Source organism: Microbacterium pygmaeum, assembly GCF_900100885.1.
Classification (GTDB): Bacteria; Actinomycetota; Actinomycetes; order Actinomycetales; family Microbacteriaceae; genus Microbacterium; species Microbacterium pygmaeum.
This window is the reverse complement of sequence record NZ_LT629692.1, coordinates 2,169,116-2,185,741: the sequence shown is the minus strand read 5'-3', so window position 1 is coordinate 2,185,741 and position 16,626 is coordinate 2,169,116. Positions and strand designations below refer to the sequence as shown.

The following is a 16,626-nucleotide window of genomic DNA, read 5'->3' as shown; positions in this document are numbered from 1 at the left end:
GTCAGGATACCGGCGGGCCCGCGTGACATGATCGACGGATGCACGTCGAGCAGCCGGGACGCAAGGACGCGCCCGTCGTTCCCCCCTCTGCCGGGGTGTCGTTCGTGATGCCGGTGCTGAACGAACGCGGCTACCTCGCGCGAGCCGTTCAGACGGTGCTGGCGCAGGACGTGGACGCGCCGATCGAGCTCGTCCTGGCACTCGCTCCCTCGACAGACGGAACGACCGAGCTGGCGCGCACCTTGGCCGAAGACGACCGCATCATGCTGGTCGACAATCCCGATGCCGACATCCCGATCGGGCTGAATCGGGCGATCCGCGCCGCGCGCTACCCCACGATCGTCCGGGTCGACGCCCATTCGGAGCTCGAGCCCGGCTACACCCGTCGCGCCCTGGAGACCCTCGATCGCGTCCGGGCCGCGAACGTCGGCGGAGTCATGAAGGCAGACGGGCGCACGCCCTTCCAGCGCGCGGTCGCGCGTGCATACAACTCGCCGATCGGTCTCGGCGGCGGCGCGTACCACGGCGGCACCCAGGAGGGCGAGGCGGAGTCGGCGTACCTCGGCGTGCTCCGCCGCGCTGTGCTGGACGAGGTGGGACTCTTCGACGAAAGCATCCGCCGCGGCGAGGATTGGGAGCTCAACCTGCGCATCCGGCGTGCCGGGTACCGCGTGTGGTTCGACCCGACGCTGGCGGTGACGTACTGGCCCCGGGAGAGCTGGTCGCGGCTGGTGCGCCAGTTCTCGGCGACCGGGCGCTGGCGCGGAGAACTCGTCCGCCGGTATGGGCGCGGCAACTCGGTGCGGTTCTTCGCGCCACCCGCGCTCGTGATCGTGCTGATCCTGAGCATCCTGCTCGCGCTGGCTCAGCTCGCCGGACTGCTCTCCGGCTGGTGGTCGGTGGCGGCATCCGCGATCTACCTCCCGGTCCTCGCGTACGCGCTGCTCATCCTCGCCGTCGCGATCGGGCCGGGCGGCGGGCGCGGCTGGCGCGACAAGCTGTGGACGCTCGCGGTCCTGCCGACGATGCACCTGGCGTGGGGCGCTGGATTCCTCGGGGGCGTGATCCGAGGCGCTCACGACACTGTCGACACCTCGCGTCTGGGCGATCGCAACACGCCGCTGCCCTAACCCGGTTCCGGCGCCGGCGCGTCCTCGATCTCGATGAAGCCCTGGTCGATGATGCGCGAGACCACGCGATCGGCCGCGCGTCCGTCGTCTCGGGCGTTGAACTTCTCGCGCCACTCGGCGTACTTCGCCGCATACGTCGACGACGAGTCGGTACCCAGCGCCGCCAGCAGCTCATCCTGCGAGCTGACCACGGGACCGGGCGCGTGGGCCGGGAGATCGAAGTAGAACCCGCGCAGCTCGCCGCGGTACCGCTCGATGTCGGGAACGAGGAAGTACATCGGCTTGCCCGTCACGCTGAAATCGAACATCACCGACGAGTAGTCGGTGATCAGCGCGTCGGCGACCAGCAGCAGGAGCGACGTGTCGGGGAACCCGGTGACGTCGATGACGCGCGGCCCCTCCGCATCCCGGCCGGGCAGCAGCGTGCGGGAGTGTCCGCGCACCAGCACGACCGCATCGGCGGCCTCGGCCAGCGCTGCGGGGTCGATGAAATCGACCATCTCCTGCCGGTCGTCGCGCCAGGTCGGCGCATACAGCAGCACCCGCTCGTCCGGTCCGATCCCGAGCGCCTCGCGGGTCGCGCGCCCGTCGCCCGTGACCAGGATGTCGTTGCGCGGATAGCCTTCGACCCACACCGGCCGGGACAGGAACGCGTACGCCTTCCCGAGGATCCGGGCGGCATAGGGATTCTGGGCGAGCAGCACGTTCCAGCGCCACGATTCCTTGACCACGGCGGCCATCCGTCGCGGATCGAACCCGGGACGGTGCAGCGCCAGACGCTTCAGCGGCGTGCCGTGCCAGGTCTGCACGACGACCTGACCGGGCCGGCGGACGAACCGGCGACGCAGCCAGTCGTTGACCACGAGCAGGCGCGCGCTCCCCCGTGCTCGCCACCACTGCGGACTGCCGTCCACGACCGGGATCGCACCCTCCGGCACGGCGACGGACAGGTCCACGACGCTCCAGTAGCGGGTGACTCCCGGCGCACGGCGCGCGAGCTCGCGATCGATCGCGAGTGGATTGCAGCTGGCGTTGCGGCCGTAGAAGCTCTCGAAGAACACGGCGTTCTCGAAGGCGGCCGGTCGGGTGGCATAGCGGCGCTCCAGCGCATCCTGCCCCTCGCCCGAGTCGTACGCGGGATCGATCGGCGGACCGACGGTGAGCAGGGAATCCTCCAACGATGCCCTCAGGGTGCCCAGCTGCGTCGTCGGCACCGCCTCGATCCGGACGCCGGCACCGGCGTCGTCCGCACCGTCGATCCGCACCTCGTAGGCGCCCACCGGCAGCGGAAGCTCCTGGCCGCCCCAGCGGGATGCGCGAAGCGGGAGCACCGCACGCCACGTCTTGCCGCGTCCCGTCAGGCTCGCCGCGACGCGGGCGCGCGCGCCGACGAGCTCGACGGCGGCAGGTCGCGCACCCGTGCCGGTCAGGATCAGCGTCGCACCGTCCTGCGTGGCGAAGCGGGCATCGATCATCGGTGTTCCTCCATCGGTGCAGTCCCGGCCAGGATCGCACGGTACACCCTGCGCGTGTTCCCCCCGTCGCGGAAGGCGTGCACGCGGTCGCTCCGGCGTTCGGACGCCTCGATCCGCGCACGACGTTCGGTCTCATCGCCCAACAGCGCGTCCAGCTGCGCTGCGGCATCGGTCCAGGTCCTCGCCCAGTCCTCGCCGGCGACGTCCGCGTACGCGCCGTACAGGCCGCGGCTGCGGACGTAGTCCTCGACGTCAGGGGCCAGGAAGATGACCGGCAGCGGGACGAGCGCGGCGTCGAATGCGAGCGACGAGTAGTCGGTCACGAGGGCGTCCAGCCCGGGCAGCAGCGGCGTGACATCGAGGATCAGATCGGACCCGAGCATGCGCACACGGTCGGAGCGCACCGGCGGGACGTACTCGCCCGCACCGAGCGGATGGGAGCGGACCAGCAGGACCGCATCGCGGCGCTCCAGGACCTCGAGGATCGAGGACCACTCCGCTTCGGACGGCACGGCCGGATCCGCAGCCCCGTCACGCCACGTCGGCGCATAGAGCACCGATCTCGTCGCCGGATCGACGGGGCCGACGGCCCGGCGGATCCCGTCGCGAGCCGTCGCCCGACGCGATTGCGGAGTGTCCTGCGAGAGCACGTCCACGCGTGGCTCACCGGTCACCACGACACGGTCCTCGGCGAGTCCGAACGCCGATTCCAGTCGTCCGCGCACGAGGTGCGATGCGGCGGGGAGCAGTCGGATCCGCTGCGTCGCCGACCGGTACATCCACCGCAGGAGTCCGCGCACGGCTCGGGATCGGGGCAGCAGGGCGCTGCGCACCGTCTCCGGGGAGTCCAGGCCGATGCGCTTGAGCGGGATCCCGTGCCACAGCTGCACCAGATAGGCACCCGAGACCGCGTAGCGGTTCACGTCGCCGAAGCCGTGCGTGAGGACGACCACCTCTGCGCGGGCCGTCGCGAGGAAGCCGCGCAGCGAGGTCTTCCGAAGAGACGGGATGCCGCGAGCCGCCGCATCCGCCGCCTCTCGGTCGCTGCCGACCAGCCACACCGCAGGGTGTCCGTGCGCCGCGACCTCGTTCCACAGGGCGAGCGCCCCGTCGCCGATCCCGATGCCGCAGCCGAACACCCATGTACCGGCCCGGCGCGCAAGAGCCAGCGTGGCGATGCGGCCCAGGGCATAGAGCGGGATGCTCGCGATCTTGCGCGCGTTCCCCGCGCCGAACGAGAAGGACGCCACCCCGCGAGCCTATCGCGGGGTGGCGTCCTGATCCGGTCGGAGCGCTGCGCTCGACCGTCCTGCGGGGCGCAGCTGAGGCTTACTGGGCCAGCTCGCCCAGCGTGACGTCGATGGTCTGCGTCTTGCCGTCGCGGACCAGCGTGACCGTCGCGTCGCTGCCGGCGGCGGCCGCGCGCACCTGGGCGGTCAGGTCGGTGGCGTCCGTGACGGGCACTGCGTTGAAGGCGGTGACGACGTCGCCCACCTGGAGACCGCCGGCCTGTGCCGCGCCTCCGTCGACGAGCTCGGCGATCAAGGCGCCCGTGGTGGTGGAACCCTCGGCGGATGCCGCATCCTGCACGCTCGCGCCGAGAAGACCGTGAGTGGCCGCACCGGTGTCGATGATCTCGTCCGTCACGCGCTGGACGATGTTCGACGGGATCGAGAAGCCGACCCCGATGGATCCGGAGCCGCCGTCGCCGGTGCCGCCGGCCGTGGCGATCGCCACGTTCACTCCGATGAGCTTGCCGTCGCCGTCCACGAGCGCTCCCCCGGAGTTGCCCGGGTTGATCGCCGCATCGGTCTGGATGACCGCGATCGAGATCGATGCGCTGGGGGTCGAGGTCTGACCCTGACCGAAGTCGAACGTGAACGGACCGTTGTCGCCGTTCTCCTGCTCGGGTGCCTGGTCGGCGTCGGAGTCGCTCGAATCCGGCGCGGCCGACGATGCGATCTGGATGGAGCGGTTCAGCGCGCTGACGATGCCGGTCGTCACGGTGTTCGACAGCCCGAGGGGCGCACCGACCGCGATGGTCTCATCCCCGACGTTGAGCTCGGACGAGTCGGCGAACTCGATCGGGGTCAGGCCCGAGGCATCCACCAGCTTGATGACCGCCAGGTCGTACGTCGGGTCGGTGCCGACGACCTCGGCGTCATAGACCTGGCCGTCGGAGGTGGTCACGCGGATGGTGGCGTCGGCGGTGGCTCCGTCGAGGGTCACGACGTGCGTGTTGGTGACGACATAGCCGTCCTCGGTGAGGACGACGCCCGAACCCGTTCCGCCGGAGTTGCCGCCGGTGGCCGAGATCGTCACGACGCTCGGGGTGACCTTCGCCGCGATCGCGGTGGTCTGGTTCACGGAGTCGTCGTTGTTGACGGTGACCGTCGAGGGACCTGCCGCCGGGCTGGTGCCGGCCGGAGAGAAGAGATTGACCCCGGCGTACGCACCGCCGAGCCCGGCGGCGCCGCCCACGATGGCCGCAGCGACGATCAGGCCGACGACTTTGCCGGCACCCGACTTCTTCCTGGGCGCGGCCGTGGTGGTGGGAACCGTCCCGGTCGCGGAACGGTCGAACGGGACGGTGGGCTGCGTCTGGTTGAGCTCGGGGCGGGGAGCACCGGCGGCACCGAATGCGGAGGAGTACTGCGGCGCCGGGGCGGGCTGACCCGCGTATCCCTGCGGACGCGGCGCGCCGTAGGGCTGCTGAGCCTGCTGGGGGTAGGCAGGGTATCCGGCCGGACGGGCGCCGGGGTGCGGCGGCTGCCATGCGGGTGCCTGGCCTGCGGGAGCCTGGGGCGCCGAGGGCGCCTGAGGCACGGAAGGCGTCTGCGATGCCTGCAACGCCTGCGGCGCCTCTGCCGCCGGCTGCACTGCGTCGGCCGGCTGAGCGGTGTCCGCGGGGGTTTCGGGTGCGGGGTCTGCGGGGCGTTCGCCCTGGTTCTCGGTCATGGGATGCTCCTTCATGCTGTCACTACCGACCCTGCCGTCGGTTGCTGTGGGTTTCTTATGCCGCGGATGGGATTGATCTATGCAACCGATGTGACGCTGTCGGGTGTCCTGCCGTCGCGGGCCAAGTAGCGTGATCGGATGCGTGAGATTTCCGGATCCTGGCGGCGAACCCTCGCGGGTGCGGGCCTCATCGGCACGGACGGCTCCACCCGTCCCACCATCTTCGCCGAGATGTCGGCCCTGGCGGCCGAAACCGGTGCGATCAACCTCGGCCAGGGCTTCCCCGACGAGGACGGACCCGCCGAAGTGCTCTCCGACGCCCGGGCGGCGATCGCGAACGGCGTCAATCAGTACCCGCCGGGGCGCGGCATCCCGGACCTGCGGCACGCCATCGCCGAACACCAGGAGCGCTTCTACGGTCTGCACGTCGACCCCGACCGCGATGTGGTGGTCACCGCGGGTGCCACGGAAGCGCTCGCTGCAACCCTCCTCGCGCTGGTCGACGGCCCCGACGACGAGGTGGTCGTCTTCGAGCCGTACTACGACTCGTATGCCGCGGTCGTGGCCCTCACCGGCGCGCGTCTCGTTCCGGTGCCGCTGCGGTGGCCGCACTTCCAGCCCGATCTGGATCGGCTGCGCGATGCGGTCACCGATCGCACCCGGATCATCCTGATCAACGATCCCCACAACCCCACCGGCGCGGTCTTCTCCGCCGAACTGCGGGCCGAGGTCGTCCGCCTCGCCGAGCAGCACGGAGCGCTGATCGTCACCGACGAGGTCTACGAGCACCTCATCTTCGACCAGCCGCACGTCCCCCTCGCGACGCTGCCGGGCGCCTGGGAGCGCACCCTCACGATCTCCTCCGGCGGGAAGACCTTCTCCACGACGGGCTGGAAGATCGGCTGGATCAGCGGACCGTCCGACCTCGTGGATGCCGTGCTGGCGGTCAAGCAGTTCCTCACCTACGTGAACGGCGCGCCGTTCCAGCCGGCGACGGCGACCGGTCTCCGACTACCCGACGCGTACTTCCGCGGTATCGCCACGACCCTGCGCGCCAAGCGCGACCTCCTGGGCGCAGGTCTGCGAGCGGCAGGTTTCGCGGTGTCCGAGCCGGCCGGCTCGTATTTCACGGTGGTGGATGCTGCGGCTGTGGGCGCGACGGATGCCGCCGAGTTCTGCCGAACGCTCCCCGCGCGCGCGGGTGTCGTCGCGATCCCCCTGACCGCGTTCGTCTCGGCGGAGCACGCTGCGGACTACGCGAGCCTGGTCAGGTTCGCGGCGTGCAAGCGTGTCGAGGTGCTCGAGGATGCGGCATCCCGCCTCGCCGCCATGAGCTGACGGGGTCGCGCCGACCTGATCGGTCAGTCGCGGGGTCGCACCTCGAAGCGGCGCAGCCGCAGCGCGGGGTTCACGCGCCGGACGCGCGCCACGGCCCCCGCGTCGAGGTGGGTGACCGCGATGTCCGTGGCGGTGCCGATCGCGGCGATCTCCACGCCCTGCGGGTCGACGATCATCGACGATCCGACGCCGAGGGGCGGCGGGTGGTCCGCTGCGGCCACGTACACGGTGTTCTCGATGGCGCGCGCGTGCAGCAGCGTGCGCCAGTGGTGCTCCTTCAGGGGGCCGCGCACCCACTCCGCCGGGACGAGGATGACATCCACGCCGGCGTCCGCGAGCACGCGTCCGACCTCCGGAAAACGCAGGTCGTAACACGTCATGAGGCCGAAGCGCATGCCGAGCAGCTCGAACACCTCCGGCTCGGCGATCTCGCCGGGCTCGATCCAGTCCGATTCGCGCTGACCGAACGCGTCGTACAGGTGCAGCTTGCGATAGCAGGCCAGCACCCCGGACCCGTTCACGGCGACCACCGCGTTGCGGACCCTGCCCTCCGTGCCCCGCTCGAGCAGCCCGGCGACCAGATGCACGTCGTGCTCCGCGGCGAGACGGATGAGGGAGGCGACGAACGAACCGTCGATGTCCTGCGCGGCGCCTCTCAGGGAGTCGTCGAACGGGTCGACGAAATAGCTCGAGTACTCCGGGAACACCACCAGATCCGCACCCCGCGATGATGCCGCGGCCACCAGCCCCTCGATGACGACGAGGTTGGCAGCAGTGTCGGCGGTGGGGGCGAACTGTGCGACGGCGACGGCCGGCGACGGCGCGAGGACGTTCACCTTCGGCTCCGGACGCGGATGCGCATGACCGCCGGCGCGACCAGCCACAGCACGACGACCACGAGTCCGAGTGCGATCACGGCGACGGTTGCGGCACCGGCGTCGACGACCACGTCGAACACGAATCCGACGACGCCCACCAGCAGGACCGACACCGTGACGAGCGAGGTGACCAGCGCTGCATGACCGTACGCGACCACCTCCTTCTTCGCGCGCTGCCGGAAGAGGAATCGGTGCAGCGCCACGGGCGCGAGCGCGACGATCGAGGTCAACGCCGAGAAGATCACCAGTGCGAGATAGAGGCCGCGCTGTCCGTCGCTGAGGTCGGCGAACGCCGGCTGGAACGCCAGCGCCAGCAGGAAGCCGGTGAGGATCTGCGTGCCGGTCTGCATGACCCGCAGCTCCTGCAGCACTTCGCTCCAGTTGCGGTCTGCCCGCTCGCTGGGCGACTCATCCCGACCGTCGACGAGATCGTCGTGCGGAGAGGTGTCGCGCTCGGCAGCCATGGGTGCGTCGCCTCAGGCGGGCAGGTCGCGCAGCGCGTCGAGGGAGATCGCGTCGGCGACCTCGATGCCGAAGACCAGTTGCAGCGCCGCCTCGAATTCGCTCAGGCGCCCCTGCGCGGCGAACTCACGCGCGCGCACCGACGGCTCGTGGGCCAGCACACCTGCGAGGTGACGAAGCGCCCGCTCGGTGCGTGCATCCTCGTCGTGCGGTCGCACCCGCGCCACTTCGGCCTCCACCGCGGTCTGGATGTGTCCGCGCAGCGCGACGATCGCCGGGGCGGCCGCCTGCTCGGCGGCGAACTCCGCGGCAGCCGAGCCGACCAGCTCGTGGGCGCCCCGGCCGAGTTCGGGAAGCGTCGCGTGCCGTCCGATGAGCTCGAGGTCGAGGAGATCGACGCCGGGGAGCTGGCCGACCGACGGATCGACGTTGCGCGGGAGTCCCAGATCGACGATCAGGCGACGGGCGTCGACCGGAAGCGCCGGGACATCGTCCGCCGTGACGACGTAGCGGGCCGTGCAGGTGATCACGATGTCGGCGTCGCCGATCGCGGCGCGCAGGTCGGGTTCGGCGCGCAGGCCGAAGCGCGTCGCGAACTTCCCGGCGCGACCCGTCGCGGAGAACACACGGACGTCGGTGGCTCCACGCGCCTGCAATGCGGAGATCGTGGTGGCGGCATAGCTGCCGGTGCCGACGATGAGGACGCGGACGTCAGCCCAATCCGACACGCGGCTCTCGACGAGGTCGAGGGCGAGGCGGGCAAGCGATCGGCCGGCCGCGCCGAGGTCGGCCTTGGCCCGTACCTGACGTGCGGCGTGCGCTGCCCGCTGGAAGGCTGCCTCGAGTTCGCTGCTGGTGGTTCCGCACTCGCGGGCGGCGACCAGAGCGCGCTGGACCTGCCCGCTGATCTCCTCCTCGCCGACGACCATCGACTCCAGACCGGAGCTGACCGCGAACAGGTGCCGGACCGCGTCGTCGCCGTGCAGCGACACCGCCGATGAGCGCAGCGTCTCGGCATCTGCGCCGGCGCGCTCGATCAGTGCGTCCAGGATCGCCTCACGCGCGATCGAGCCACCGGCGGTCAGCGGCTCGTCCAGCTCGACGTAGGCCTCGAAGCGGTTGCATGTGGCGAGGACCACGGCGCCCCGGATGAACGGGTGCGCCGAGATCAGATCGGCGGCAGTGGAGTCGGCGATCCGGGCGACATGGTCGAGCACAGCGAAATCGGTGTTCCGATGGTTCGCTGTCAGGCAGAAGAGCACTGGGCGATTCTACCGGCTCGATCGTCACGGGCGTCCGCGAAAGGCCGGTCGATCGGCTCAGCGCCTACCCTGGAAGACATGCTGCCATCGACGAGCCATCCGCTGCACGCCGGCCGGACGGGCTCCTCGACCCTGGTCCGCGCGGCACGCGGCGAGCGCTCGGGCACGCGTCCGGTCTGGTTCATGCGGCAGGCCGGCCGGTCGCTCCCGGAGTATCGCGCCTCGCGAGCGGGGACCGAGATGCTGGATGCCTGTCTGCGGCCCGAGCTCGCCGCCGAGATCACCCTCCAGCCGGTGCGACGGCACGGCGTCGATGCCGCGGTGTTCTTCAGCGACATCGTCGTGCCTGTGCTGCTGGCGGGCGTGCCCGTCGAGATCGTGCCCGGCCGCGGCCCGGTCTTCGCCGACCCGATCCGCACACCGGCCGCCGTCGCGGCACTGCCCCCCGTCGACGAATCCGCCCTGGCACCGATCGCCGACGCGGTGCGCATCGTCGTCGACGAGCTGGGCGAGACGCCGCTGATCGGCTTCGCGGGCGCTCCCTACACGCTGGCCAGCTATCTGATCGAGGGCGGCCCGTCGAAGGAGCAGTTGCGCACACGTGCGCTGATGCACTCCGACCCCGCGACCTGGAGCGCTCTGCTGACCTGGTGCGCCGACGTGAGCGGCGCGTTCCTGCGTGCGCAGGTGCTGGCGGGGGCCAGTGTCGTGCAGCTGTTCGACTCGTGGGCCGGGTCGCTGTCCAGAAGCGACTACGAGACCTCCGTGGTTCCGTTCTCCCGTCGCGCGCTCGATGCCGTCGCGGGGCTGGACGTCCCACGCATCCACTTCGGGCTGGGTCTGGCCGAGATGCTCGATCTGGCACCGGGCCTGGGCGCCGACGTGGTCGGCGTCGACTGGCGCCTGCCGCTGGATGAGGCGTCACGACGCCTCGGGGGGAGCATCCCCCTGCAGGGCAACATCGACCCCGCGCTGCTGGGCGCACCATGGACGGTGCTCGAAGCGCACGTGCGCGACGTGCTCCGCCGCGGTGATGCGGCGCCCTCGCACATCGTCAATCTCGGCCATGGTGTGCCCCCGGAAACCGACCCGACGGTGCTGACCAGGATCGTCGACCTCGTCCACAGCCTCTGATGCCGGACTTCCTCGTCGTCGGGGGCGGTGTCGCAGGGCTCGTGGCGGCCCGGCGGCTGGCGCTCGGCGGCCGGAGCGTCGAGCTCCTGGAGGCGGGCAGCCTGCTCGGCGGCCAGATGCAGCGTCACACGCTGGACGCCGTGGTACTGGATGCCGCGGCCGAATCGTTCGCCACCCGCGGCGGCATCGTGGCGACGCTGCTGGCCGATCTCGGGATGGCGGAGGACGTCGTCCTGCCGGACATAGCATCGGCCTGGGTGTTCCGGACGGACGGGTCGGCCGCGCCCCTTCCCGCCACCGGGGTGCTCGGGATCCCCGGGCATCCGCTTGCCCCCGACGTGGTGCGCGCGATCGGCCTGCGGGCGGCGCTGCGTGCCTGTGCGGATGCCGTCCTTCCCGCCCGTGTGGGAGCCGACTCCGAGAACCTCGGAGCACTCGTGCGCGCACGCATGGGCCGCGGCGTCGTGGATGACCTGGTGGCGCCCGTCGTCCGCGGCATCCACTCACGGCATCCGGACGACATGCCCGTCGAGTCGGCCTCGCCCCGCCTCCGCGCGCTGCTGGCCGAGCGCGGTTCGCTGGCGGCGGCGGTGCGCAGCGTGCGCACCGCCGCGCCGGCGGGATCCCAGGTCGCCGGCATCCGCGGAGGGATGTTCCGGCTCGTGGACGCGCTCAAAGCGGACTGCGAGCGGCTGGGCGTCCGGATCGAGACCGGCGTGCGCGTGGACGGCGTCGAGCCCGGCGGGGTGAGCGTGGGCGGCCGGGTTCTCAGCGGCCAGGTTGTGCTGGCGGCATCCGATCCGACCCAGCCCGCACCGGAGCGACGCCGGCTCACCCTCGTCACCCTGGTCCTCGATGCCCCCGCCCTCGATGCCGCACCACGCGGGACCGGGGTGCTCGTCGCCGCCGGCGCACCCGGTGTCAGCGCCCGGGCGCTGACCCACATGAGTGCCAAGTGGGCGTGGCTGGCCGACGCCCTGCCCGGCAGGCACGTGCTGCGACTCTCCTACGACGGCGACCCGGCGGATGCCGTGCGCACAGCGATGCACGATGCCGAGGTGCTGCTGGGTGCACCGGTCGGAGGCCTCATCGACGCCGACAGCGTCGCGGTGTGGCGACCGGTGCCGATCCGCCGCGGTCCGCGAGCCGACGGTGTGCACGACATCGGCGAGGCGACAGCAGGCACCGGCCTGGCTGCCGTCATCGACAGTGCTGAGCGCGCGGCTCAGACCCTTCTCGGCGATTCGCGGTCGCCGGAAACCAGAGACAGGATGGTCCAGTGACAACTGCACCGACGAATACCGGCGACCTCCACTACACGCTCTGGGCCGTGCTGCGACGGCCGGAGACACCCAGTGCGGCGGTTGCGACACAGACGAGCATCGCCGAGGCGGTGTCGCAGCTGGAGGTCGACCTCCGGGGCATCTACGACGTCTCGGGACTGCGCGCCGACGCCGACATCCTCCTGTGGCTGACCGGCCCATCGGCGGAAGGGCTCCAGGCGGCCCTCCGCGCCCTGAGACGCACCACCGAGCTCGCGCCGCTCCTTCCGACCTGGAACGCGCTCGGCGTGCACCGCGACGCCGAGTTCACGCGTGACCACTCCCCCGCCTTCGCCCAGGGCCTGCCGCCCAAGACGTGGCTGACCGTGTACCCCTTCGTGCGCAGCTACGAGTGGTACCTGCTGCCGCCGGCCGAACGCGGCGCCATGCTGGGCGACCACGGACGCAAGGGCAGGGATTACCCGCAGGTGCAGGCGAACACCGTCGCCTCCTTCGCGCTCGGCGACTACGAGTGGATCCTCGGCCTGGAAGCCGATGAACTCGTCGATCTGGTCGACCTGATGCGTCACCTGCGCGACACGGAAGCCCGCCGGCACGTCCGGGAGGAGATCCCGTTCTTCACCGGGCGCCTTCTCACGCTCGACGAGCTGGCCGAGGTGCTCGCATGACCGAGGCCCGGATCGGAGCCGGTCGGCCATGACGCTGCGCATCGGGACCCGCGGCAGCGCACTGGCGCTCGCGCAGTCGCAGACCATCGCCGACAAGCTCGGCGCCCAGCTCGTGACGATCAGCTCCGAGGGCGATCGGTCCACGGCATCCCTCTCCTCCCTGGGCGGCGCCGGCGTGTTCGCCACCGCCCTGCGCGAGGCGCTGCTCGCCGGAGAAGTCGATGCCCTCGTCCACTCGTTCAAGGACCTGCCCACGGCGCCGGCACCGGGGCTGGCGATCGCCGCCGTGCCCGCTCGGGCGGATGCGCGCGACGCACTGTGCGCCCGCGACGGCCTCACCCTCGACACGCTGCCAGCAGGCGCCCGGGTCGGCACCGGCTCCCCGCGACGACGCGCGCAGCTGCTCTCGCGACGCCCCGACCTGGACGTCGTGGACATCCGCGGGAACGTCGACACCAGGCTCGGGCGGATCGCGGACGAGTCGTCGGACCGACTGGATGCGGTCGTGCTGGCGGCCGCGGGGCTGGACCGGATCGGACGAGCGGATGCCGCGACCGACCTGCTGGATCTGAACCGCTGGCCCACCGCCCCCGCCCAGGGAGCCCTGGCCGTCGAGACACGTGCGGGCGAGGAACGGCTCGCAGCGAGACTCGACCACCGCTGGACGCGCCTGGCCGCGGAGGCGGAGCGGATGGTGCTCTTCCGTCTGGAAGCCGGATGCTCCGCACCGATCGGCGCGCACGCGTTCGTGGAGGACGGCATGCTGTTCCTCACCGCCACCGTGTACCGGCCCGACGGCGGCGAGAAGCTCACCGCCTCGCACGCGCTCTACGAAGCCGACACCCGCACCCCGGGAACCGATCTCGCGGAGCGCGTCGCCGACGACCTGCTCGCGGCCGGCGCCACGGCCTTCACGACACTCGACGCGCATCCACGCAGCGCACAGGAGGACGACCGGTCATGACGAATTCCCGCGACGCGCATGGCGGTTTCCCCGCAGTGCGCGCACGACGACTCCGCGCCACGCCCGCATGGCGGCGCCTGACGGCCGAGACCCGGCTGCACGCGGCTGATCTCGTGCTGCCCATGTTCGTCCGGGAAGGGACGACCCAGCCGCTGCCGATCAGTTCCATGCCCGGCATCCACCAGCACTCCCTCGACTCGCTGCGTGCGGAGCTGAACCGCGCTGCGGGCGCCGGCATCGGCGGCGTGATGCTCTTCGGCGTTCCCGAGCACAAGGACGCCACCGGCTCCGGTGCGACGGACCCGGACGGCATCCTGAATGTCGCCACCCGGATCGCCGCCGAGGAGGTGGGCGATTCCCTGGTCGTGCAGACCGACCTGTGCCTTGACGAGTTCACCGATCACGGTCACTGCGGCGTGCTGGACCCGCACGGCGGCGTCGACAACGACGCCACGCTCGAGCGGTATCGCGAGATGGCCCTCGTCCAGGCCGACTCGGGCTCGCAGCTGGTGGGCCTGTCGGGAATGATGGACGGCCAGACCGCGGCGGTGCGCGATGCGCTGGATTCCGCCGGGTTCGCCGGGACCGCGACCCTCGCCTACGCGGCGAAATACGCCTCGGCGTTCTACGGCCCGTTCCGCGAGGCCGTCCAGTCCTCGCTGCAGGGCGATCGCCGGACGTACCAGCTCGACCCCGCGAACCGCCGCGAGGGTCTGCGCGAGGCGGCGCTGGACATCGCCGAGGGCGCCGACATCGTGATGGTCAAGCCGGCGATGTCCTATCTCGACGTGCTGGCCGACACCGCGGCCCTCTCGCCGGTCCCCGTCTGGGCGTACCAGGTCAGCGGCGAGTACGCGATGATCGAGGCCGCGGCCGCCCACGGGTGGATCGACCGCGAGCGCGCCATCGACGAATCGCTCACCAGCATCCGCCGTGCGGGTGCCGACGCCATCCTCACCTACTGGGCCGTCGAGGCAGCCGAGCGGTGGAGCAGGGCATGAGCGAGATCATCTCGGAGCGTCCGACGAACGAGCAGCAGGCGACCCGTGCCCGCGCCGTGATCCCCGGCGGCGTGAACTCCCCGGTTCGCGCGTTCGGATCCGTCGGCGGCACGCCGTTGTCGATCGTGTCGGCCACCGGCGCGACCGTGACCGACATCGAGGGACGGACGTACGTCGACCTGGTGGCGTCGTGGGGTCCGGCGCTGCTGGGCCACGCCCATCCTGAGGTCGTCGCCGCCGTGCAGCAGGCCGCTGCCCGAGGCCTGTCGTTCGGGGCGTCGACACCGGGCGAGGCCGAACTCGCCGAGCGCGTGATCGACCGGCTCACCGTGGACGGCACCGCGGCGCTGGAGCGGGTGCGCCTGGTCTCCACCGGCACCGAGGCCACGATGACCGCGATCCGGCTGGCCCGCGGCGCGACGGGCCGCGACCTCGTCATCAAATTCGCGGGCCACTACCACGGCCATTCAGACGGGCTGCTGGCCGAATCCGGGTCGGGTGTCGCCACGCTCGGCCTGCCCGGGTCGGCCGGCGTGCCGGCGCCGATCGCCGCGCAGACGCTCGTGCTCGCCTACAACGACCTCTCGGCCGTCGAGGCGGCGTTCGCGGCGCACCCGGACCGGATCGCCGCCGTCATCGTCGAGGCGGCCGGGGCCAACTCCGGTGTGCTGCGCCCGCAGCCGGGCTTCAACCGCGCGCTGAGCCGCCTGACCGCCGCGAACGGCGCGCTGCTCATCGTCGACGAGGTGCTCACCGGGTTCCGCGTCGGTCCGGCGGGCTGGTGGGGGCTGGAGGCGGACGGCACGATCTCGGAGGGTGCCGGCTGGACGCCCGACATCGTGACGTTCGGGAAGGTCATCGGCGGGGGGATGCCGCTGGCGGCGCTCGGTGGTCGCGCAGAGGTGCTCGAGCTCCTCGCGCCGCTGGGGCCGGTGTACCAGGCCGGAACCCTCAGCGGCAATCCGCTCGCCGTCGCAGCCGGTCTGGCGACCCTGCGGCTGTCCGACGCGGAGGTCTACCGACGTGTGGATGCCTCGGCCGACACGGTCGCGACGCTGCTGCACGACTCGCTCGAGGACGCCGGCGTGGCGCACGTGATTCCGCGCGCCGGGAGCCTGTTCTCCCTCGCCTTCCGCGACGAGCCGGTGCGCGACTACGCGGATGCGAAAGCGCAGGATGCCTGGCGATACCCGCCGTTCTTCCACGCGATGCGAGAAGCAGGCGTCTCGCTGCCGCCGAGCGTGTTCGAAGCCTGGTTCCTCACCGCCGCGCACGACGATGCGGCGCTCGAGCGCATCGCCGACGCCCTGCCCGGCGCCGCTCGCGCCGCCGCGGCGGCAACGCCACCGGGAAGCGGAACCTGACCGTGGACGACACCGCGGAAAAGCCGTGCTAGGCTTGATTCTTGTGCCGCGGGGTGGAGCAGCTCGGTAGCTCGCTGGGCTCATAACCCAGAGGTCGCAGGTTCAAATCCTGTCCCCGCAACAAAACGAGAAGGGCCCCGCTTCGGCGGGGCCCTTCTTCGCGTTCCGGGCGCGCTCCGCGGAGGCGTCGTCAGGTCGGGTCCAGCACGTCGCCGACTTCGGTGAGGAAGCGCGAGATGACCGCGAGCTCCTCGTCGGAATACTGTTCCGCCACGCTGCGCATGCCTGCCAGGTGCCGGCCGAAGTGCCGGAAGAACGATCGTCGCGACTCGTCGGTGAGCACGACGACGCGTGCTCGGCGGTCGTGCGGATGCGGCTGACGCTCCACGTGCCCCGATGCGGTGAGCCGGTCGAGCATCTTGGTGGTCGAGGCCGTCGAGATGCGCAGGTGCGATGCCAGTTCGTGCGGGCTGACACTCGACCCGCGCTGCTCGCGCATGATCAGCATGCGCAGCGCTGCAAGGTCGGTCGAGTTCATCTCCATGCCGCTCTTCATCTCGGCGTGCATGCGATCCATGGCGTCGCTGAAGGCGCGGATCGCCTGCAGCACATCCATGACGGATTCGCCATGGGCTGATGTCGCGGCCTCGACGTGTGGCATGTTGGACACTCCCTCCCTCCCCTTGTATCATCGGCGGAAGGATATCGC

The 16,626-nt window shown here is 71.3% G+C and carries 15 protein-coding genes and 1 tRNA gene; 9 read left to right on the top strand and 7 right to left on the bottom strand.

Annotated features, from left to right (window positions below):
- The first annotated feature begins 38 nt into the window (after positions 1-38).
- Positions 39-1,130 (top strand): glycosyltransferase, encoded by a 1,092-nt coding sequence (locus tag BLT19_RS10275; RefSeq protein WP_091489470.1) that lies wholly within the window; start codon positions 39-41, stop codon positions 1,128-1,130.
- Here BLT19_RS10275 and BLT19_RS10270 read toward each other — a convergent pair.
- From BLT19_RS10270 to BLT19_RS10260, 3 genes are all read right to left on the bottom strand, one after another.
- A complete protein-coding gene (locus BLT19_RS10270; RefSeq protein ID WP_091489468.1) occupies positions 1,127-2,605 on the bottom strand; it encodes a CDP-glycerol glycerophosphotransferase family protein in 1,479 nt (492 codons plus the stop codon). The genes BLT19_RS10275 and BLT19_RS10270 overlap by 4 nt on opposite strands.
- Positions 2,602-3,855, bottom strand: coding sequence for a CDP-glycerol glycerophosphotransferase family protein (locus tag BLT19_RS10265; RefSeq protein WP_091489465.1), 1,254 nt, complete (start codon positions 3,853-3,855; stop codon positions 2,602-2,604). Before BLT19_RS10265 ends, BLT19_RS10270 begins: the two co-directional genes overlap by 4 nt.
- 79 nt (positions 3,856-3,934) lie before the next feature.
- On the bottom strand, positions 3,935-5,563 hold the full coding sequence (locus BLT19_RS10260; RefSeq protein ID WP_091489462.1) for a S1C family serine protease: 1,629 nt from the start codon (positions 5,561-5,563) through the stop codon (positions 3,935-3,937).
- A gap of 138 nt (positions 5,564-5,701) precedes the next feature.
- On the opposite strand from BLT19_RS10260, the gene BLT19_RS10255 reads away from it, so the two are divergent.
- On the top strand, positions 5,702-6,901 hold the full coding sequence (locus BLT19_RS10255; protein WP_091489460.1) for an aminotransferase class I/II-fold pyridoxal phosphate-dependent enzyme: 1,200 nt from the start codon (positions 5,702-5,704) through the stop codon (positions 6,899-6,901).
- Between the two features lie 23 nt (positions 6,902-6,924).
- Here the strand turns inward: BLT19_RS10255 and BLT19_RS10250 are convergent, their stop codons facing one another.
- The 3 genes from BLT19_RS10250 to BLT19_RS10240 are packed head-to-tail and all read right to left on the bottom strand — an operon-like array spanning position 6,925 to position 9,503.
- Positions 6,925-7,737 carry a carbon-nitrogen hydrolase family protein gene (locus BLT19_RS10250; protein ID WP_091489449.1) on the bottom strand — a complete coding sequence of 271 codons (813 nt, stop codon included), beginning with the start codon at positions 7,735-7,737 and terminating at the stop codon, positions 6,925-6,927.
- A complete protein-coding gene (locus BLT19_RS10245) occupies positions 7,734-8,243 on the bottom strand; it encodes a DUF6328 family protein (protein ID WP_091489448.1) in 510 nt (169 codons plus the stop codon). The genes BLT19_RS10250 and BLT19_RS10245 overlap by 4 nt, the downstream gene beginning before the upstream one ends.
- Before the next feature lie 12 nt (positions 8,244-8,255).
- Entirely contained in the window at positions 8,256-9,503 is a 1,248-nt protein-coding gene (locus BLT19_RS10240; RefSeq protein WP_091489447.1) for a glutamyl-tRNA reductase, read from the bottom strand.
- A gap of 78 nt (positions 9,504-9,581) precedes the next feature.
- Here BLT19_RS10240 and hemE point away from each other — a divergent pair, with 78 nt between their 5' ends.
- From hemE to BLT19_RS10205, 7 genes are all read left to right on the top strand, one after another.
- Entirely contained in the window at positions 9,582-10,637 is a 1,056-nt protein-coding gene (gene hemE / locus BLT19_RS10235; RefSeq protein ID WP_091489445.1) for a uroporphyrinogen decarboxylase, read from the top strand.
- Entirely contained in the window at positions 10,637-11,920 is a 1,284-nt protein-coding gene (locus BLT19_RS10230; protein WP_091489442.1) for a protoporphyrinogen/coproporphyrinogen oxidase, read from the top strand. The genes hemE and BLT19_RS10230 overlap by 1 nt, the downstream gene beginning before the upstream one ends.
- Positions 11,917-12,588 carry a hydrogen peroxide-dependent heme synthase gene (hemQ, locus tag BLT19_RS10225; protein WP_091489440.1) on the top strand — a complete coding sequence of 224 codons (672 nt, stop codon included), beginning with the start codon at positions 11,917-11,919 and terminating at the stop codon, positions 12,586-12,588. Before BLT19_RS10230 ends, hemQ begins: the two co-directional genes overlap by 4 nt.
- 28 nt (positions 12,589-12,616) lie before the next feature.
- Positions 12,617-13,552: a hydroxymethylbilane synthase gene (hemC, locus tag BLT19_RS10220; protein WP_091489438.1), complete on the top strand. Its 936-nt coding sequence runs from the start codon at positions 12,617-12,619 to the stop codon at positions 13,550-13,552.
- Entirely contained in the window at positions 13,549-14,553 is a 1,005-nt protein-coding gene (gene hemB, locus BLT19_RS10215; protein ID WP_091489435.1) for a porphobilinogen synthase, read from the top strand. The genes hemC and hemB overlap by 4 nt, the downstream gene beginning before the upstream one ends.
- The gene (gene hemL, locus BLT19_RS10210) at positions 14,550-15,917 is read left to right on the top strand and encodes a glutamate-1-semialdehyde 2,1-aminomutase (protein WP_091493754.1); all 1,368 of its coding nucleotides are present in this window, start codon (positions 14,550-14,552) and stop codon (positions 15,915-15,917) included. The genes hemB and hemL overlap by 4 nt, the downstream gene beginning before the upstream one ends.
- A gap of 47 nt (positions 15,918-15,964) precedes the next feature.
- Positions 15,965-16,038 (top strand) — tRNA-Met (locus tag BLT19_RS10205).
- 69 nt (positions 16,039-16,107) lie between these two features.
- On the opposite strand, the gene BLT19_RS10200 is transcribed toward BLT19_RS10205, so the two are convergent.
- Positions 16,108-16,578 carry a MarR family winged helix-turn-helix transcriptional regulator gene (locus tag BLT19_RS10200; protein WP_091493751.1) on the bottom strand — a complete coding sequence of 157 codons (471 nt, stop codon included), beginning with the start codon at positions 16,576-16,578 and terminating at the stop codon, positions 16,108-16,110.
- Positions 16,579-16,626: the final 48 nt, after the last annotated feature.